The organism is Paenibacillus sp. V4I9 (assembly GCF_030817295.1).
In the GTDB taxonomy this organism is placed as follows: domain Bacteria; phylum Bacillota; class Bacilli; order Paenibacillales; family NBRC-103111; genus Paenibacillus_E.
Window position 1 is genome coordinate 6,585,704 of the sequence record NZ_JAUSZE010000001.1, and the last position, 18,115, is coordinate 6,603,818.

Below are 18,115 nucleotides of genomic sequence, written 5' to 3' on the forward strand. Positions count from 1 at the left end.
TGGACGAGGCGAGGAAGCCTACTTCCTCACCTACATCCATTATTTCATTCATTTTCTTACCAAATACGGCTTAGCGTGAAAGCTGCCTTTTAATTTTATCCTGCGCATCTTTCCAAGCCTTCTCTGGGTCTTTCTTCTGCGTGTCAATTAAACCAATTTCATCGGTCAAAGAAGTACCGACCATATCGTCTCTTGAATCGACTGGTGCGATTTTCACATCTTTTGCCGCTTCAGCGAATATTGGACTCAGATCTTGGTTTCCGAAGAACTCATTTTTATTTACCATTTCGGGTTTCGTGTAAACTTCCGGTGTAGACGGATAGTTACCGAATTCCTTATATCCAGCAACCAGGTTATCGGGGCTAGTTAGAAATTTAATAACTTCATAAGCTTCTTTCGGATTTTTCGTCGATTTCAACAGCCCGAAGAATGATCCTCCTTGATTACCCACACCACCAGGCGGGTAGGCAATCTGCCATTTCCCCTTCGTATCAGGAGCTGCGCCAATCAAATCACCAACAGCCCAAGACGCTCCGATGAAAGAAGAAACTTTGCTGTTGTTCGTTGCGGCATTTTTCTCAGCATCACTAACATTTGGATACGTTAAGCCCGTTTGGTAGGCTTTCACAGCCATATCCCAAGCACCTTTGATATGGGCCTGATCACCAATATATTTTCCATCTTCCGTAAAATAGCCTTGGCTATTTTGGCCTATGATGTTTCTGAAAACATCTACAATGGATAGTAATTGCGATCCTGTTGCGTCTTTCACTTTCTGCTGAAGATTGAAATAATCACCCCACGTCTTCACTTGGCTCTTAATGGCTTCCGGCGTGCTCGGTACTCCCGCTTTCTCAAATAAATCTTTGCGGTAATACATAACAACCGGAGCAACATCGATCGGCAAACCGATTAAATATTTATTGTCTGCTGATGCGGCCATTTTCCATTTCCAATCCAAATACTGGGGTTGGATGTCCTTAGCGCCTTGATCGTATAAATTCACGAATTTTTCTTTATAAGGCAACATGGAAGTAACCCAGCTATCCATCGCTACGATGTCCGGCCCGCTTCCTCCGCCTGAGATTGTTGTTTTTAATTTGGTTGCGTAATCCCCCCCGGATGGAAGTTTCTGTGCTTGCAAATCAATATTCGGAAATTTTTTCTTAGCTGCTTCAATCGTTGAATCGGATATCGCACCGTTCCAATACCACATCGTTAACGAAACTTTCTGATTAGAAGCGCTTTCATTTTGATTAGAACTGGTCGTAGTTGGTTTTTGCGTCGAAGTACTCGTATTATTCTGGTCACCACAGGCAGATACGACAAGAATCAAACTAAGAGCTAGTGGCACACTGTACAATGCTTTAAATTTCATAGTCTTGTTCCTCCGATTTAGCGAAATTTGATAATAATAAGACATTTGTAATTCCAAGGCTCATTTCAGCTTTCCCCAACCACATACGACGCCCTCTTGATTTCACGTTATTGATTAGCATAAACATTTCGTCTAAGAATTATTTCTGGTATCGATACCAGAATAGCAGGCAAAACGTTCGCAGGGGCTAACCACCTTCCTGTGTAAGATTACAACAATCTGGTATCGATACCAGATTCACTGCTAAATATCCAAATAATTTATATCTGAATAATTAATGCGTTTTCTGGTATCGATACCAGAAGGTTTACTATGCTTCTGGTTCATAGTATAAATCGATTATCTTCTTTTGACAATGGCATAAATTTACAAAGGGTTAAATTTATCACTCTACGAATCTCATTCATTCATAAAGTATTGTATTATACAAATATTAAGGTGATCGAGGTGACACTACATATATGAAGCTAGAAGAGAAAACGATACAACTTTCCGACATTGTTCCGCAAATATATCGAGCCGATTATTTTCCGTTTCGTCCAAATGAGCGAATTGGTCCGCGCAAATCGTTCGTGCATTCGTATGTATACATTTATGAAGGCAAAGGTTCAATAACCATTGGAACAACTGTATATTCCTGTACCAGAGAAGACCTATTTTACATCCCGCCAGGCTTGCCTCACTCTTTTCATGCGGATAACCAGCATCCGATGGTCCATGCTTCGATTTACTTTGATTGGATTAACACCAGACCTCGAGTGGGAGATATGTCTTTGTTTCATTTCGGAGACCAGCTCTGTGATCCATCCGAGTGCTCACCTAACGTCGTATTTCAGGATTTGCCTACGATTCCTACCAAAGTGCACGCCCCCAAGCAGATGAGATGGATGGAATTATATCTTCATGTCATCGAAAATATCGAACAGATACAGGAAGATGCTAAACTTTTCCGAAGGGCAGCCTTTGAGCAATTTGTTTCAGAATTGGCGAACCTTTGGCGAAACCCTACCCTTAAAAGTGACAGAAGAATGCAAGCGATCATGAAGCAAATGAAGGAATTTCCTCAACATAACATTTCTATTGAGAAATGGGCTTCGCAGCTAGGGATTAGCACCTCTTATTTGCATAAGTTATTTATCCAGGAAATAGGCATGAGCCCCCATTCTTATGCGATTAAATGCAAGCTGGAGAGAGCCAAAAAGATTTTGCGTGAAACCAATCTATCTATCACTGACATCACCGAAGATCTTGGCTTCGGTTCCATCCACTACTTCTCGAGATTATTTACGCAAAATTTCGGCGAGTCACCCTCCGTTTACCGCAAACGTTTAAGGGAGGGGTATTAAAAGATTAGGATAGTTTTGTACAAATGCAACACATTCCTTCAAAGACAGCTCATAGCGCTTTTGTTATTCTAAATGTGAGTTTCCATCCAGATTGATGGTTCACACGGAATAACAATATACTTAGAAGGAATGTGAATCTATGAAATCATTCAAATCTATTCGTTACCGCCAAGTCCATTTGGACTTTCATACGTCCGAGCACATTACCGGCGTTGGTAGAAATTTCGATGAAGAACAATTCATCTCTTGTTTGCAAAGTGCTCAAGTAGATACAATTAACGTCTTTGCCATGTGTCATCATGGTTGGAGTTATTTTGACACGAAAGTCGGGAAGCCTCATCCTCATTTGGAAACGAATTTGTTGCCGCGCATGTTAGCTGCTTGCAGCGCAAATGACATCGAAGCTCCGATTTATATGACAGTTGGATTTAACGAGCTTTCTGCTCGCGAGCACCCTGAATGGGTGGCAATCGCCCCCGAAGGTGATGACCCCTACGGTCCACCGAAATCAGCAGATCCAGAAGCGCCCCGTTCGACCGGCTTTGACGGTTGGCATATGCTATGTCTGAATACACCGTATTTACAGTATCTTCTGGACTATACGAAGGAAGTCATGGAGAGATTCCAGCCTGTTGGAATCTTTTACGATATCGTCGGAGAATATCCTTGCGTTTGTTCTTACTGCCGCGACAGCCTCAAAGAAATGGGTCTTAACGAAAACAACCCGGATCACCGCAAGCAATTGGCCAAAAAAGTGTACTTGAATTACTTACAGCAAACATCCGAATTGATCTGGTCCCTTAACCCGGATACCAGGCTGTATCATAACTGCTGCACGGAAAAAATGGGTGAAAAGCAATACTACCCTTACTATTCGCATTACGACATCGAATCGCTGCCGACAGGCGGTTGGGGTTACGATTACTTCACCAGCATGGTTCGTTACATTCGCAAACAAGACTTTCAGTATTTAGGAATGACAGGGAAATTCCACAAATCGTGGGGAGAATTCGGCGGATTCAAAAATCCGGCCGCATTGAAGTATGAATGCCAGCAAATGCTAGCCTTCGGCGCAAGAATTTGTATTGGGGATCAGCTTCACCCCGATGGCCGAATGGACGAAGAAACCTACCGGATTATTGGGGAAGCTTTCGACGGAATTGCGGCCAAAGAACCATGGTGTGAGAATACGACCAGTATATCCGAAATTGCCATCCTTTCAGCCAATGCACTTACAGATGCCGAAGATAGCCGAACAAGCGATATGGGTGCTTATATGATGCTTGAAGAAGGCCACTATTTGTTCGATATCATTGATGACTCGATGGATTTCTCCGCCTATCGAATTATCGTTCTGCCCGACTGTATTCGAGTATCTGATGCTTTACAGCGCAAACTTGAAGATTATATAACTGGCGGCGGAAATCTGATTATGAGCGCAGAAAGCGGACTTCGGTCGGATCGCCCCGAATTCTCCTTGGATCTAGGCGTGGAGTTCAAAGGGAAATCCGAGTGGGATGTGGATTATACCCTGGTCACTGATCAGCTAACCGGATCGCTTGTAAGATCACCTTTTCTCAATTACGAATCGGGTTATCAAGCTCAGGTGAACAGTGCTGAAGTTTTGGCTCAGACCTACAGGCCTTATTTCAACCGGAGGCACGGGCATTTCTGTTCGCATCTTCATGCTCCGGCCAAAGAAGAAGCGGATTATCCGGCTGTTGTTAAACACGGCAATATCATCTATATCGCTCAACCCCTATTTAGGTTGTATCGGAAGCACGGCGTGCAGTTGTATAGGGATTTATTCCTTGCGTGTGTCAAACAGTTTATCTCGGCTCCAACGGTGATAACCGATCTGCCTTCTGCTGGGAAAGTAAACTTGACCCGTCAATCCAACGGGACTGATTACGTGCTGCATCTACTCTATGCCGTCCCCATCTTGCGGGGAGATACCCAGGTCATCGAGGATGTGCTGACTTTAAGAGACATCTCCGTACAGATCAAATTGGATGAGAAGGTTAAACAAGTCATGCTGCTGCCTGAAATGACGTTGCTACCTCATATGACGAACGAAGAAGGATATACTTCCGTTTCTGTCAGTCTAACCGGTCACCAAATGGTTCTTTTTGAAACCTAAACATTTCCTTGCTGTCCGTGGTAAGTTGTATTTTGTACAAAGAAGAAATCAAGAAAATTGTTGTACGCTGTACAACAACTTGCCTTTCTAATTCTCCATTTCGCCCTATCCCCTAATCCAAAAAAGCCGTCAGGATAATCCTGACGGCCCTTTTCTATTTTACCTAACTTAACACTAAAGTCATGAACTCAGCCTCGCAGCTGTTCCGTTCTATGTATGCTTCGTATCTTTCTCGTCCCTATACGATGAATCGCCATGATACATCCAATGAGTCCGGCGCCGCCTGCGGCAAAGCCTGCCAGTACATCGCTTGGATAATGAACACCTAGATAAATCCGGCTTAAACCGATACATACAACCACAACGATAGTAACAACGGGGATTAGCCAGGCCGCTTTCCATTTTTTACGCATATTGACCCACAATAAGTAGCCGATCAGTCCATAGAACAGGATGGATACCATCGCATGACCACTAGGAAAGCTGAAGCTGTCTTCCTCAATTAATCGCATTCCCGTAGGACGGTCACGCTGAAATAGATTTTTAAGTAGTTGATTCAACCCCCACGCTGTCAATACACCAATGAGCAGTATAAGTGTCTCCCATTTGTGCTTAAATTTGATCAGTAGGATCAGGGCTACAACAACGAATACAATGAATTCTGTTATCGCTTTTCCCATTATAGTAAAAAATAAAGCAATCGGTGTTACAGCGTCACTCCTCAGTGAACGTACAGCACTACCAATACTCTCATCAAATTCCTTTAACCAGGTGGATGACAAGCTTTGAGACAATAGTACGAAACCGATTAACAATACGCACGCTGCCCCAAACCCCCAAAATAAATCTTTGTACAACGCTTTCCCCTGCATATATCAATTCTCCCCCATATTGATTTTCTCATTATACTATGTACGCTATGCCCGGTCGCGAGTTCTTAGAGCCTGTGTCTTTTTCAGGAGCAGCGGTATTAACGCAAAAGCGATGTACAATCCCACTGCGGCATAAAACTTACCCGACCCAATGTCTTGCAGTGATGCGCCAAAAACGTTATAAACAACGGCACCCGGAATTATACCAATCAGTGTTCCCCACGTATAGTCCCAAAAGCGAATTTTGGAGAGTCCTGCCCCATAACTTACGCCATCGAAAGGAAAGAAAGGCATTAGCCGCATATATAGGACGACCATAAAACCTTTTTCTTCGGCCTTCTGATCGAAAGACTGAAGCTTCTTATTTCGCAAAATCCGCTGAAAGCTGTTGCGGCCCCATTTGCGCGTAATATAGAAAGATAGCATCGCCCCGGCGCCAGCCCCAATAATATCATAGATAGTCCCCCAGAAAGCGCCAAACACATAGCCTCCATACAGAGTCAACGGTGTCGCCGGAAATAATACCAATGGACGAAGTGTATAAACGATAATATATATCAGCCCGCCAAGTGGACCTAAATCTCGCAGCCAATCGGTCAGCCAATCCAGATCCAAGTGCTCCCATACACCGGTCCATTTCAAAACGAGCAGACCAGCTACAGCGATTATAAACCATAACAATAGTATCCAGAGCGACTTCGAGCGCGCCATGGCTCCCCTCCTTTGCCCAGTATTCTTGAGTACCATCTTACACAAAGCAAAGGCTACATATCAACCATTGGCATGGCAAATGAAAAAAAGCCCCACTCGCTGAAGACGAGTGAGACTCCTAAGACATACATATATTTATGCCAACCATTGCTTCACTTTCGAGGCAAAATTATTCAGCATTTCATGCGAGCCATATTGACCGCTGAAATCTTCAATGCCGAGGTAACCATCGTAGCCGACCGCTTTTAAGTCATTCAGCAGTTGCTTCCAATTGACGATCCCTTCGCTTAGTGGTGACCACTCACTTTTCCAGAGCTTAATGCCATCTTGCTCTTCGCCGGTTGGCAACCATCTTGCATTTTTAACATGAACATGCGCTAGATAAGGTCCGAGCAGCTCAAGACCCATGCGAAAATTTTCGTATCCTTCATGCACCATGTTGCCGGCATCATGCAGAACCCCAATGTAATCCGGATTGAAGTTGGAAACCAGTCGATGTGCCAATCCAGCACTTGGTGTGATGGTATTATGGTGGATTTCAGCTAAGGCTTTAACACCATACTGCTGAGCAAATTCCTGCACATGATGTAAATAGTCCACAGCCGTTGCATACAAGTCATTATAATTTTTGCTCTTGTCATAGCCAGGAACACCAATACGAATGAAAGATGCTCCTATTTTCTGTGCAGTTTTGAAAACATGCTCGGTCTCTGCAACATTACAAGCATTTAAGTACGGGGTGATACTCAAGTTCACTAAGTTATTGTTAACAGCAGCGAGTCGAAAACGTTCCAATTCTTCATCCGAACCATTCGGATCAATGGAGCAAAGATTATTTCTCCAGAAAGATGGCTTCTCATTTACCGCGTCAGCAGGAATATCTTTAAAACGCCATTCAATGCCATCAATCCCGGCAGCAAGGGCCGCCTTTGCTAGTTCTTCTGGTGTCATGTCAGGTGTCGCTACAGTAAACACGGATAATTTCATTTGAATATGCCTCCTAATTTCATTTGGGGCCCCCGCAAAGTATTCGGAATATGCTTCAGAGATCAAAGTCTCTCCTTTACAGGGATCTTTGAGCGTAGATCAAAGTCTCCCCTTTTTTTAACAAGAGTTGGTTGATTGTTTAACTATTCTTTATTTTGCAGTATAATAAAAACGTATTCATTGCATTAATTGGGCAAAAGTTTGCTAATATTGACTCCAGCTAAATAGAGGAGAGCCTCACATGCAGGAACTTTACCAGAATTTGCATCGCATGATCAATTTTAGACATGCCGTGACCCATGATCCGCTTCCATTGGATTTTCACCAGCACCAGGACCAATATGAAATTTATTTTTTCCTTACCGGAGACGTTCACTACTTCATCGAAAAACAGGTTTACCCCTTGCAGTACGGGGATCTGCTGATCATGCATAGTAATGAACTGCACAGACCTAATTTTCAATCCAAAAAACAGCGATATGAGAACGTCGTGATCCATTTTAATCCTACGCTGGTGGAGACGTTTAATTCTCCGCAGTTTAACTTGCTCGACTGCTTCAATAACCGGATATTTGGTGAACAAAACCGGATGCGGCTGACTCCGCAGCAGATTGATGACATTATGAAGCTTTATGAGCGTATGGAGATGCATAAGCGACCACAAGCGCTCCCAGGATCGGAAATCCTCTTTGTTTCAGCCTTTATCGAGCTGCTCGTTTTTATCAATCGCGTTTTTCAAAATCAAGGCAAACAAGAGGAACAGATCATGATTCCCGACAAGCTTTCCTCTCTATTCACCTACATTGACGAAAATTTAGATCAGGATCTGTCGCTCGAGGTACTGGAACACGTCGTGTTTATGAATCGTTCCTACCTATGCAGACTCTTCAAAAAACACACAGGCAGCACCATTCATGAGCATATTTTGTTCAAGCGCATCGCCAAAGCGAAACAGCTGCTGCGCGAGGGCTCTACAGTCACAGATACGTGCCAGCTAGCAGGCTTCAACGACTACTCCAACTTTATCCGAACGTTTAAGAAGGCTGTCGGCCTTCCTCCTCGTCAGTACCAGGCCCAGCAGCGGCGGGTTTGATTGGTCGCCAAACAGAAAAAGGTCGTCCTAGTCTTCGTGACTTTGGACAACCTTTTTTTATTGGGACTATGGAGGGGTAATCAGAATAGGATGAAATCCGGTGATTAGGAGAGCGCTAAACTGCCAAGTAACTGCAAAAAGTGCATCAGTTTCGTGAGGAATCCTCGATACCTCGAAAACCAGCTACCTTATTACCGAACACTTTGTCTGCTCTACTTCAAGTTTTCCGGATTCAGCTGCAGAAGCTCAGGCAGTACGAAAATACCGTCCTTACGAATGAGCACATCGTCAAACCAAATTTCGCCGCCGCCGTATTCCGGACGTTGGATATTCACGATATCCCAGTGCAAGGAGGATTTGTTGCCGTTATAGGCATCATCGTAACAATTACCTGGTGTGAAGTGGAAGCTGCCGTCGATTTTCTCATCGAAAAGCGTATCTTTCATCGGCTCTTGAATGTAAGGATTCACGCCAATCGCGAATTCCCCTACAAAACGCGCACCTTCATCCATATCAAAAATTTCATTAATTCGATCTGTATCGTTAGCTGTCGCTTTGATGATTTTGCCATTTTCGAATTCAAGTACGATATTCTCAAAAATGAAACCATCATGAGGCGTTGGTGTATTATAGGAAATAATACCATTCACCGACTCACGAACCGGAGCAGAGTAAACCTCGCCATCCGGAATGTTGAGCTCCCCATCGCATTTAACGCCGCCGATTCCTTTAATGGAGAACGTCAAATCAGTGCCTGGACCGACGAGGCGCACTTTATCTGTGCGATCCATTAGATCTTTCAAAGCATCCATTGCTTTGGACATTTTGCCATAATTCATCGTACAAACGTTGAAATAGAACTCCTCGAACTCATCTGTACTCATGCTGGCAAGCTGCGCCATGGAAGACGTTGGGTAGCGAAGCACGACCCATCTTGTATCCTTCACGCGGACATCAAAATGAACCTGTTGATAATAAATCGAATTGTACAGCTTCATCCGATCTGCCGGAATATCCGACAGTTCATAAATATTGGCTCCGCCGCGTACACCTATGTAGCCTTGCATTTGTTTCATTTGGAAAGCATCGGCATCTGCCCATGTCTGCATTTGAGCTTCTGTACCGTTCATGATGAGTTGACGCATAATCACATGATCTCTTACATTGACGAAAGGTTGCGCGCCAGCTGCGTGAACCTTTTTCACGATCTCTTTCACAAGAGCAGAATCAATGCCATATGCTTCTATCAAAATATTTTCGCCAGGCTGCGCCTTAACCGAATAATTCACAAGCACATCAGCGAGTTTCGTTAGTCTTGGATCCAGCATACTTTATCTCTCCTCTTCTTCATCAACAGGGTCAAAAGACGGCTCATTCGTTTGAAAGCCGACCGTGGTCAAATAAAACCACTCCCCATTCTCTTCCTGCTGAGAATCAAGCTCAAAAATAAGAGCACGAAACTTTCTCAGCCATTCTGCATATTTCTCTTTGCTCATTTTGACTTCGACCTGGGTCATGATAATCGGCCATTGAGTACGATCAGAAGATGGAATATGGAACGCCTCTTCGGGGGCATTAATCGCTCTACGTCTGGCACGTCCAAGTACGCTAAGCGTCCTCTCGCGATAATAATTCTCTACCTCTGAGACGTATGGCAGCAGTTTTTCACTAGGTACGAAGCCGCGGGCTACTGCACGATAAAATTTTTGCAAAATACCATTCTTGAGTTCCGTACGAAAGACCGAAATCAAGCCATGCTTCTCAAGCTCATTCAAATGATAATGCACTTTCGCACGAGCCATTCCCAGCAGTTTAGCCAATTGCTGACCGGTGTAAGCTTTCTCTATTAGATAAAGTAACACCTTAGCGCGAAGTGGATCACTTATCGTTTTTAATTGCTCAAGTTCTTCAATAATATAAACCGGTTGCAGCTTCATATGGACTCGACCTCCCTCTATTGTACCAATCTAGCCCTTAAACATGCGTTCTTGGTCAACTCTTAATCTCTTAATGAGATTAATTAAACGACGGTCAAATCTTTTTAACCGTATCATAATGCGAAAAGGATTTCATGTCAATTGCAGTCTCGGCAAACATGAATGTCCTCATTTCTGACCATTTCAACGCTTTAACGGATTAACGAAGTTAAGCTTTTCTCTATGGTAGCAAAAAGGGACGTTTCTGTCACCCATTAAAGGTGGAAACGCCCCCAATTTATTAACGATAAATTTGGCTTCCTGCTTCACGGAATTCCTTGGACTTCTCCTCCATGCCGCTGTTTCGCGCGGACTCTTCATCAAGCCCTTGCGCGTGTGCGTACTGCCTTATATCTTGAGTAATTCTCATACTGCAAAACTTCGGTCCACACATGGAGCAGAAGTGCGCCGTCTTCGCGCCTTCGGCCGGCAGCGTCTCATCATGGTACTCAATTGCGCGTTCTGGATCGAGCGAGAGATTGAACTGGTCGCGCCAGCGGAACTCGAAGCGCGCCTTGGACAGCGCGTTGTCGCGAATTTGCGCGCCTGGATGGCCCTTAGCCAGATCGGCGGCGTGCGCAGCAATCTTGTACGTGATGACCCCGACGCGTACGTCTTCCTTATTCGGCAGGCCGAGATGCTCCTTCGGCGTCACATAGCACAGCATCGCTGTGCCAAACCAGCCGATCATCGCTGCTCCAATGGCAGAGGTGATATGGTCATAGCCTGGCGCAATGTCGGTCGTCAGCGGTCCAAGCGTGTAGAATGGCGCTTCTTGGCAAACTTCCAGCTGACGGTCCATATTTTCTTTGACCAGATGCATCGGCACGTGGCCTGGTCCTTCAACCATCACTTGGACGTCGTGCTTCCAAGCGATTTGCGTCAGCTCGCCAAGTGTTTCCAATTCGGCGAATTGGGCCTCATCGTTCGCGTCTGCGATCGAACCAGGGCGCAGTCCATCACCAAGCGAGAAGGCGACGTCGTAAGCTTTCATAATTTCGCAAATATCTTCGAAATGCGTATAAAGAAAATTCTCTTGGTGGTGAGCTAGGCACCATGCAGCCATAATGGATCCACCGCGGGAGACGATACCCGTTACGCGCTTAGCCGTCATAGGGATGTATCGCAGCAGTACGCCCGCATGGATCGTAAAGTAGCTAACACCCTGTTCTGCTTGCTCAATCAGCGTATCACGGTAAACTTCCCAAGTGAGGTCTTCCGCTTTGCCGTTCACTTTTTCGAGCGCTTGATACAATGGCACCGTTCCAACAGGAACAGGGGAGTTGCGGATGATCCATTCGCGTGTTGTATGTATGTTTTTGCCCGTCGATAAATCCATAATCGTGTCAGCGCCCCAACGGGTGGCCCACGTCATCTTCTCGACCTCTTCCTCAATGGAAGAAGCGACGGCGGAATTTCCGATATTGGCATTAATTTTCACAAGGAAGTTGCGTCCGATGATCATCGGCTCGCTCTCGGGATGATTAATATTGGAAGGAATGATGGCACGACCAATTGCTACTTCTTTACGAACGAATTCAGCATCGAGATTCTCTCGAATCGCAATGTACTCCATTTCCGGTGTCACGATGCCTTGGCGTGCATAATGCATCTGTGTCACGTTACAGCCTTGCTTAGCTCGGAGCGGTCTGCGGTGTAAGCCTGGGAATATTTCAGCGGCCCCTCTTGCATCAGGAGTTGCAAGCCCATTATCTTCTGGCTTCACTTCACGTCCAACGTAAGATTCAACGTCACCACGCTCTTCGATCCATGTTAAACGATTAGCGGGAAGACCTTGACGGATATCCGTTTTCAGTTCGGTATCGGTATAAACACCACTTGTATCATAAACCTGCACTGGCTCATTGGCTACTTCCTCTCCGTGTAAATTCGTGGAGCTTCCCAAAGAAATTTCTCTCATTGGCACTTGAATATCTGGTCTTGAGCCTTGTACATATACCTTTTTACTACCTGGAAATGTGGAAATTTGGACGTCTTTCACGGAACTACTATTAGTTGTTGTCATACGAATTCCTCCTCTATTTGATGTTTCTAAGCAGCTCAGTTGCTGCTTCACGTGGTGAGTGCGCGCTTGCAATCGCGCTGACTACGGCTACGCCATCCGCCCCTGCGCGGATGACGTGGGATGCATTCGTGGCATCGATGCCTCCGATGCCAACGAGCGGCAGCCGGATGCCGCCTGCGCGAATCCGCTGGATGACGGCAGGCCCCTGGACCTCACGCGCATCCAGCTTCGTGCGCGTGGCGTATTGGGGGCCTACGCCCAGATAGTCGGCGCCTTCGGCGAGCGCCGACCGGGCTTCGCCCAGATCGTGGACCGAGACGCCCACGATCATTTTCTTCAGCCGCTGCCGCACGGCGGCGGCTGGGGTGTCTTCTTGGCCGATGTGAATGCCATCGGCCTCAAGCTCTAGAGCGAGCCCTTCATCATCGTTGACGATGAAGGGGATCGCGTGCTGCGCGCATAGGCGGCGCAGCCGCGCGCCCAGCTCGAGCTTCGCCGCCCCCTGCAGGGCTCCGGCGCCCTTCTCGCGGAACTGAAACATCGTGATGCCGCCGGCAATAGCGGCCTCCAGCACCGAAACAGGGTCAGCCCCGCCACAGTTCGGGCTGCCCATGACCAAATACAAACGCAGCGCTTTGCGCAGCTGCTCGATTTTCATCGTGCACCTCGAATGAAAACATCCTCGTTGACGAAAATGTCATCTAAGTCAGTGGCATTAGCATCAGCGTCCAAAGCCTTATCACTCTTTAGCTGCCCGCCAGTTGACGTCCTGTCAAGCTCATTCGCCAACGTGCGAGCAATACTCGCTCTAACTCCACGTTGATAAGCCCAATGGTTCGTAGGACCATGACCGCTTCCTATGTGTAACGGCTCCGCAATTGCAGCTTGGATGAATCTTTTTGCCAGTTGGATTGCTTCTTTCGTCGTTAAGCCCTGCGCAAGTCCCGAAGTGACCGCCGCCGCAAACGTGCAACCTGTACCGTGCGTGTGCTTGGTAACAAGACGTCTGGACGAAAACTCCGTGAATGTCTTCCCGTCATACAGCAAATCAGTTGCATGCTCCGTATTCACTTCATGTCCGCCTTTAATCATCACGTTCTTGCAGCCGTAGAGATGAATCCGCTTCGCAGCCTGTTGACGCGACACGCTATCCGTTATTTGCAAGCCGCTAAGCGCTTCAGCTTCAGGTATGTTCGGTGTAACCACATCGGCCAGCGGCAATAAAGAGTGAATCATCGCATCGATAGCCTCTTGCTGAAGCAAGGAGGCCCCGCCTTTGGCTATCATCACGGGGTCAACCACGACACGCTCCCACTTATAGGTTTGTATCGCGGCCGCTACGATTCGTATAATCTCACCACTGAATAACATCCCCGTTTTGAGCGCGTTGGGAGGTAAATCCTCCCCAATAGAGGCCAACTGCTGCTCAATCGCTTCAGCGCTCATCGGATAAACCCCTTGAACACCAAGCGTATTCTGCGCAGTCACGGCGGTAATGACCGACATCCCATAAACGCCCAGCTCTTGGAACGTCTTCAGGTCTGCTTGAATCCCCGCACCCCCTCCGCTATCCGAGCCCGCGATCGTTAATGCTTTGTAAACAGACATCTTACTCCCCCTTTCAGCTTCAATCTCTATTTCCCGCCCCCTAAGAGCCACATTCTTGCTTTTAACCCGCTAACAACACATCCGAGAAAGCATTTTCTGACCGCTCACCATCGATTATCTACTATCCCTCTAGCGAGACGTTCTTTTCGGCCCTCTCAGCCTCACATTCTTACTAATAGCCCTCTCACAGCAGCCGAGAAGGCCTTTATCGACCGCTCAACTATGGAATATTCACTATCCCTCTACCGAGACGTATATTCCGGCCCTCTCAGCCTCACATTCTTACTCTCAACCCACTCACAGCAGCTGAGAAGATCTTTATCGACCGCTCACCATGGAATATTCACTATCCCTCTACCGAGACGTATATTCCGGCCCTCTCAGCCTCACATTCTTACTAATAGCCCTCTCGCACCAGCCGAGAAGATCTTTATCGACCGCTCACTATGGAATATCCACTATCCCTCTCCCGAGACGTCCTTTTCGGCTTTCTCCGATTCACACTTTTGCTCTTCTCCAACTAAACGCGGCTAAAACCCTCCATCGGGCTGCTAGCCGAGGCATACCGCTTCTTCGGAATACGGCCGGCTTCGAAGCCGGCACGTCCGGCTTCAATCGCCAATTTCATGGCGTAAGCCATTTTGACCGGATCCTTGGCACCCGACACAGCAGTGTTGAGCAGCACACCATCGGCTCCCATCTCCATAGCAAGTGCAGCGTCCGAAGGAGCACCAATGCCCGCATCGACGATTACTGGTACGGTCGCTTGCTCAATTATGAAGCTCAGGTTCAGCGGGTTAATGATGCCTTGACCTGTTCCGATTGGCGATGCGCCAGGCATAATGGCATGAACTCCTAGGGCTTGCAAGCGTTTGGCTAAAAGAACGTCGTCTGATGTGTATGGCAACACGATGAAGCCCTCCTCTAGGAGCATTTCCGAGGCTTTCAACGTTTCAACCGGGTCGGGCAGCAGCGTCATTTCGTCTCCAATAACTTCGACTTTGATCATGTCGCATAGTCCGGAAGCCTTCGCTAGTCTCGCGATGCGTACAGCTTCTTCGGCTGTTTTAGCGCCTGCCGTATTCGGCAGTAAGGTGAAATTCGACACATCCAGCATCGACAAGAAATTTGGCTGACTCGCTTCAAAAATATTCATACGACGCACCGCAAACGTCAAAATCTGAGATTCACTAACTTCTACCGCCTGCTTCTGAATATTGAAATCCGGGAACTTGCCCGTGCCCAGCAATAGTCGTGAACGAAACTCGTAAGGACCGATTTTTAGCATACAATTATCCCCCTCCAACAAAATGAACGATTTCGATTTTATGACCTGCGGAAAGCTCAGCTTTCACGTGATCTTCTTTTTGTAAAATGTTTTCATTATGTTCCACGACGAGCATTTTCTCACTCAATTCAAAATGCGCGAGCAGCTCATCAATGGTTCGGATTGAATCTGGAATGTCTACGCTTTGCCCATTAATGTGCAGCTTCAATGCTGTGCAGCTCCTTTCCTAAGGCTGAAAAAAGTTCCCTTTTACGCCGCCCGATCCGCTTCGATTGCCCAGATAGATCAGGACTAAAAGCATCGAGCAACGATTCCATAGCCAAAAAGGTCTGTTTTCCCGTGTCTGATCTTATCTCTGATCTCGTCTCAGATCTTGTCACTGATCCTATCTCCAATCCCAGCTCAAGCTCAGGCTGAAGGGGATCCTCTCCCCCGCCCAAAACGAAATCCGCGATCACCTTACCAGTGACCGGACTGAGCAAAATCCCATTGCGGTAATGCCCGCAAGCGGCATATAAACCATCGTACCCCGGCACTTTGCCGATGTACGGCAGCCCGTCTGCCGTCTGCGGTCGCAGACCCGACCAAGCTTTCTCCCACTCGGCTTCGCCAATCGCGGGCATGAGCAGCCTCGCGCGATCCATCAGCTCAGCTAGCCCAGCCAGCGACACCTTGCGGTCGTAGCTGTTCGGTACTACTGTCGCGCCGACCAGCAGTCGTCCTCCGGCTTTCGGGACGATATAACACCCTGTCGTGAACAGGGTCTTCTTGGGCAACGGCTTCGTCGTAAGGACAGAGAAGCACTCGCCCTTCACGGGATACACCGGCAGGTCGACGCCGATACCAGCCATTAGCTGTCCGCTCCACGTGCCAGCCGCCACAACGACGTGGTCGCTGTAGAGCGGACCTTCGCTCGTCATAACACCGACGGCTCGGCCTCGCTCCGTCAGCAGCCCAAGTACCTGGGCGAATTCTTGCACCTTCGCCCCCAGCACACGGGCTGCCTGCGCGAACGCCGCCGCCAGCAGCGGTGCCTCTACCTGCCCATCGCCCGGCAGGTATAAGGCTCCGCGCGTCGCCTCGCTCAAGGCGGGCTCGAGCTTGGAGGCTGCAGCTGCGCTCAGCCACTCCGCCTGCTCGCCCGCTGCGCGTTGGAGCTTCTCCCTCGCGCGCAGCTCCTGCTCTTGAACGTCGCTGAGCGCCACGTTCAACAAACCTTCACGGACGAGACCGATGTCGATGCCCGTGAGAGCTTTCAGTTCCTCGCTCAGCTGGGGGAACATCGCTCTGCTTTGTCGGGCCCACTGGAAAAGCGGGCCCGTATCCTCCATCTCGGATTGTGCTCCGAGCATGCCACCCGCCGCCGCCGAGGCTTCCATGCCAAGCCTGCCGCGATCGAGGAGCATGACGGACTGACCTCTCTTTGCCAAGTTATAGGCGATCGAGGAGCCAATAACTCCGCCTCCGACGATGATCACATCGTTCATATGTTTCATTTATCCAACCTCCTTTCGCTTTAGCTCGCTCTCGTAAGCTTTCACTGCTTCCAATGGGTCTTCCGCTTCCCATATCCCACTCATCACTGCTATACCAGAAGCTCCCGCTTCCAAAACTGATCCTACACGTTCAGGTCTCATGCCTCCGATCGCAATAATCGGAATTGAGACTTGGGCCGCCATATCTCTGATCTGCTTCAACCCCCTAGGCGGGATACCCACCTTGGAATTCGTAGCAAAAATATGACCAAACATCACATAATCCGCACCCTCCCTCTCTCGCTGCTTAGCTTCCTCCGCACTATGTATCGATACGCCAGTCCTCTGCACTCCCTGACAGAATTCTCTTAGGGTTGAAAGCGGCGGGGTGCTGCCCTGGAGCTGTAATCCACCTAAAGCCGCAGCCGTGACAATGGACGGGTAACCATTGATATATAGGCTTTTCGCAGGAATACCTGTTTCGAGCAGAAACTGCACACCTAAGAATATCTCGTCTAATGATTTCTTTTTTTCACGTATATGAATGGCCGTGACATAAGGGTGAATCTTAGCCGCAACCGCCGCCAGCTCTGTCCACGCTAGCCTGCCATTGGAAATGACATGCAGTTCATACCCAGTCATGAAGAGTCTCAACTCCTTTCTTGCGCTACTTATTCAGCTTAACTTTCGGGTTATAAGCATGTTTTTCATCACTACGGAGGTTCTTCTCCCCTTCACACCGACTCTAACGATGAAAAACATCACTTCAGAGTGGAAATCGCCCCAAATCATCTTCATCTTTTTGTTTTAAGCATATTTTTCATCGCTACGGAGGTTCTTTTCCCCTTCACTCTGACTTTAGCGATGATAAACATCACTCCAGTGCAGGAATCCAAAGAGAAATCGCAATTTAGGGCCCAGCTACTTTCTGTACCACACACTGTATGAAATGGGTTAAAATAATCAATTTCACCCCAAAATCTTATTTTCAGGCATGAAAAAAACCACTTTTCCAAAGAAAAGTGGTTGTAGGTTGCGCCGCCTAATAAACATGCAAAGATGGGGCTCCAATGATCGTTCCACTTTCCTCCGCTGGTATGACCCAGTTCAGGTTCAAAGGGTTCAGATTGCTCTGTCTCAGCCTTGCGGCGCCCCTAGGGATTCATTCGTATGTAATTGTTAAATATCATAGCACGTCATTCATCGCTTGGAAAT

Annotated in this window: 15 protein-coding genes, 1 pseudogene and 1 riboswitch; of the genes and pseudogenes, 3 read left to right on the forward strand and 13 right to left on the reverse strand. The window is 47.4% G+C overall.

The window, feature by feature from the left end; all coding sequences use genetic code 11:
- Positions 1-70 precede the first annotated feature (70 nt).
- Entirely contained in the window at positions 71-1,378 is a 1,308-nt protein-coding gene (locus tag QFZ81_RS30325; protein ID WP_307438483.1) for an ABC transporter substrate-binding protein, read from the reverse strand.
- Between the two features lie 461 nt (positions 1,379-1,839).
- On the opposite strand from QFZ81_RS30325, the gene QFZ81_RS30330 reads away from it, so the two are divergent.
- Positions 1,840-2,724 carry an AraC family transcriptional regulator gene (locus tag QFZ81_RS30330; protein ID WP_307605710.1) on the forward strand — a complete coding sequence of 295 codons (885 nt, stop codon included), beginning with the start codon at positions 1,840-1,842 and terminating at the stop codon, positions 2,722-2,724.
- Positions 2,725-2,863: 139 nt separating this feature from the next.
- Entirely contained in the window at positions 2,864-4,864 is a 2,001-nt protein-coding gene (locus QFZ81_RS30335; RefSeq protein ID WP_307438479.1) for an alpha-amylase family protein, read from the forward strand.
- Positions 4,865-5,052: 188 nt separating this feature from the next.
- Here QFZ81_RS30335 and QFZ81_RS30340 read toward each other — a convergent pair whose 3' ends face one another.
- From QFZ81_RS30340 to QFZ81_RS30350, 3 genes are all read right to left on the reverse strand, one after another.
- Positions 5,053-5,736, reverse strand: coding sequence for a phosphatase PAP2 family protein (locus QFZ81_RS30340; RefSeq protein WP_307605711.1), 684 nt, complete (start codon positions 5,734-5,736; stop codon positions 5,053-5,055).
- A gap of 45 nt (positions 5,737-5,781) precedes the next feature.
- On the reverse strand, positions 5,782-6,447 hold the full coding sequence (locus QFZ81_RS30345) for a TVP38/TMEM64 family protein (RefSeq protein ID WP_307438475.1): 666 nt from the start codon (positions 6,445-6,447) through the stop codon (positions 5,782-5,784).
- A 135-nt stretch (positions 6,448-6,582) separates the two neighbouring features.
- Complete coding sequence (locus QFZ81_RS30350; RefSeq protein ID WP_307605712.1) at positions 6,583-7,434, reverse strand: sugar phosphate isomerase/epimerase family protein; 852 nt, start codon at positions 7,432-7,434, stop codon at positions 6,583-6,585.
- 241 nt (positions 7,435-7,675) lie between these two features.
- On the opposite strand from QFZ81_RS30350, the gene QFZ81_RS30355 reads away from it, so the two are divergent.
- On the forward strand, positions 7,676-8,527 hold the full coding sequence (locus tag QFZ81_RS30355) for an AraC family transcriptional regulator (protein WP_307438471.1): 852 nt from the start codon (positions 7,676-7,678) through the stop codon (positions 8,525-8,527).
- 212 nt (positions 8,528-8,739) lie between these two features.
- On the opposite strand, the gene QFZ81_RS30360 is transcribed toward QFZ81_RS30355, so the two are convergent.
- The 9 genes and pseudogenes from QFZ81_RS30360 to QFZ81_RS30400 form a co-directional block, all read right to left on the reverse strand.
- Positions 8,740-9,855, reverse strand: coding sequence for an aminopeptidase (locus QFZ81_RS30360; RefSeq protein WP_307438469.1), 1,116 nt, complete (start codon positions 9,853-9,855; stop codon positions 8,740-8,742).
- Positions 9,856-9,858: 3 nt separating this feature from the next.
- Positions 9,859-10,464, reverse strand: coding sequence for an ArsR/SmtB family transcription factor (locus QFZ81_RS30365; RefSeq protein WP_307438467.1), 606 nt, complete (start codon positions 10,462-10,464; stop codon positions 9,859-9,861).
- Positions 10,465-10,744: 280 nt separating this feature from the next.
- Positions 10,745-12,529 carry a phosphomethylpyrimidine synthase ThiC gene (thiC, locus tag QFZ81_RS30370; protein WP_307605713.1) on the reverse strand — a complete coding sequence of 595 codons (1,785 nt, stop codon included), beginning with the start codon at positions 12,527-12,529 and terminating at the stop codon, positions 10,745-10,747.
- A gap of 13 nt (positions 12,530-12,542) precedes the next feature.
- Positions 12,543-13,187 (reverse strand): thiamine phosphate synthase, encoded by a 645-nt coding sequence (gene thiE / locus QFZ81_RS30375; RefSeq protein ID WP_307605714.1) that lies wholly within the window; start codon positions 13,185-13,187, stop codon positions 12,543-12,545.
- A 161-nt stretch (positions 13,188-13,348) separates the two neighbouring features.
- Positions 13,349-14,137 (reverse strand): annotated as a pseudogene (thiD, locus tag QFZ81_RS30380) (bifunctional hydroxymethylpyrimidine kinase/phosphomethylpyrimidine kinase); the annotation flags it as partial.
- A gap of 520 nt (positions 14,138-14,657) precedes the next feature.
- Entirely contained in the window at positions 14,658-15,425 is a 768-nt protein-coding gene (locus QFZ81_RS30385) for a thiazole synthase (RefSeq protein WP_057304179.1), read from the reverse strand.
- Between the two features lie 4 nt (positions 15,426-15,429).
- On the reverse strand, positions 15,430-15,633 hold the full coding sequence (thiS, locus tag QFZ81_RS30390) for a sulfur carrier protein ThiS (RefSeq protein WP_307605715.1): 204 nt from the start codon (positions 15,631-15,633) through the stop codon (positions 15,430-15,432).
- The gene (gene thiO, locus QFZ81_RS30395) at positions 15,617-16,921 is read right to left on the reverse strand and encodes a glycine oxidase ThiO (protein ID WP_307605716.1); all 1,305 of its coding nucleotides are present in this window, start codon (positions 16,919-16,921) and stop codon (positions 15,617-15,619) included. Before thiO ends, thiS begins: the two co-directional genes overlap by 17 nt.
- On the reverse strand, positions 16,922-17,542 hold the full coding sequence (locus QFZ81_RS30400) for a thiamine phosphate synthase (protein WP_307605717.1): 621 nt from the start codon (positions 17,540-17,542) through the stop codon (positions 16,922-16,924).
- 425 nt (positions 17,543-17,967) lie between these two features.
- Positions 17,968-18,066: riboswitch (TPP riboswitch) on the reverse strand.
- Positions 18,067-18,115 lie beyond the last annotated feature (49 nt).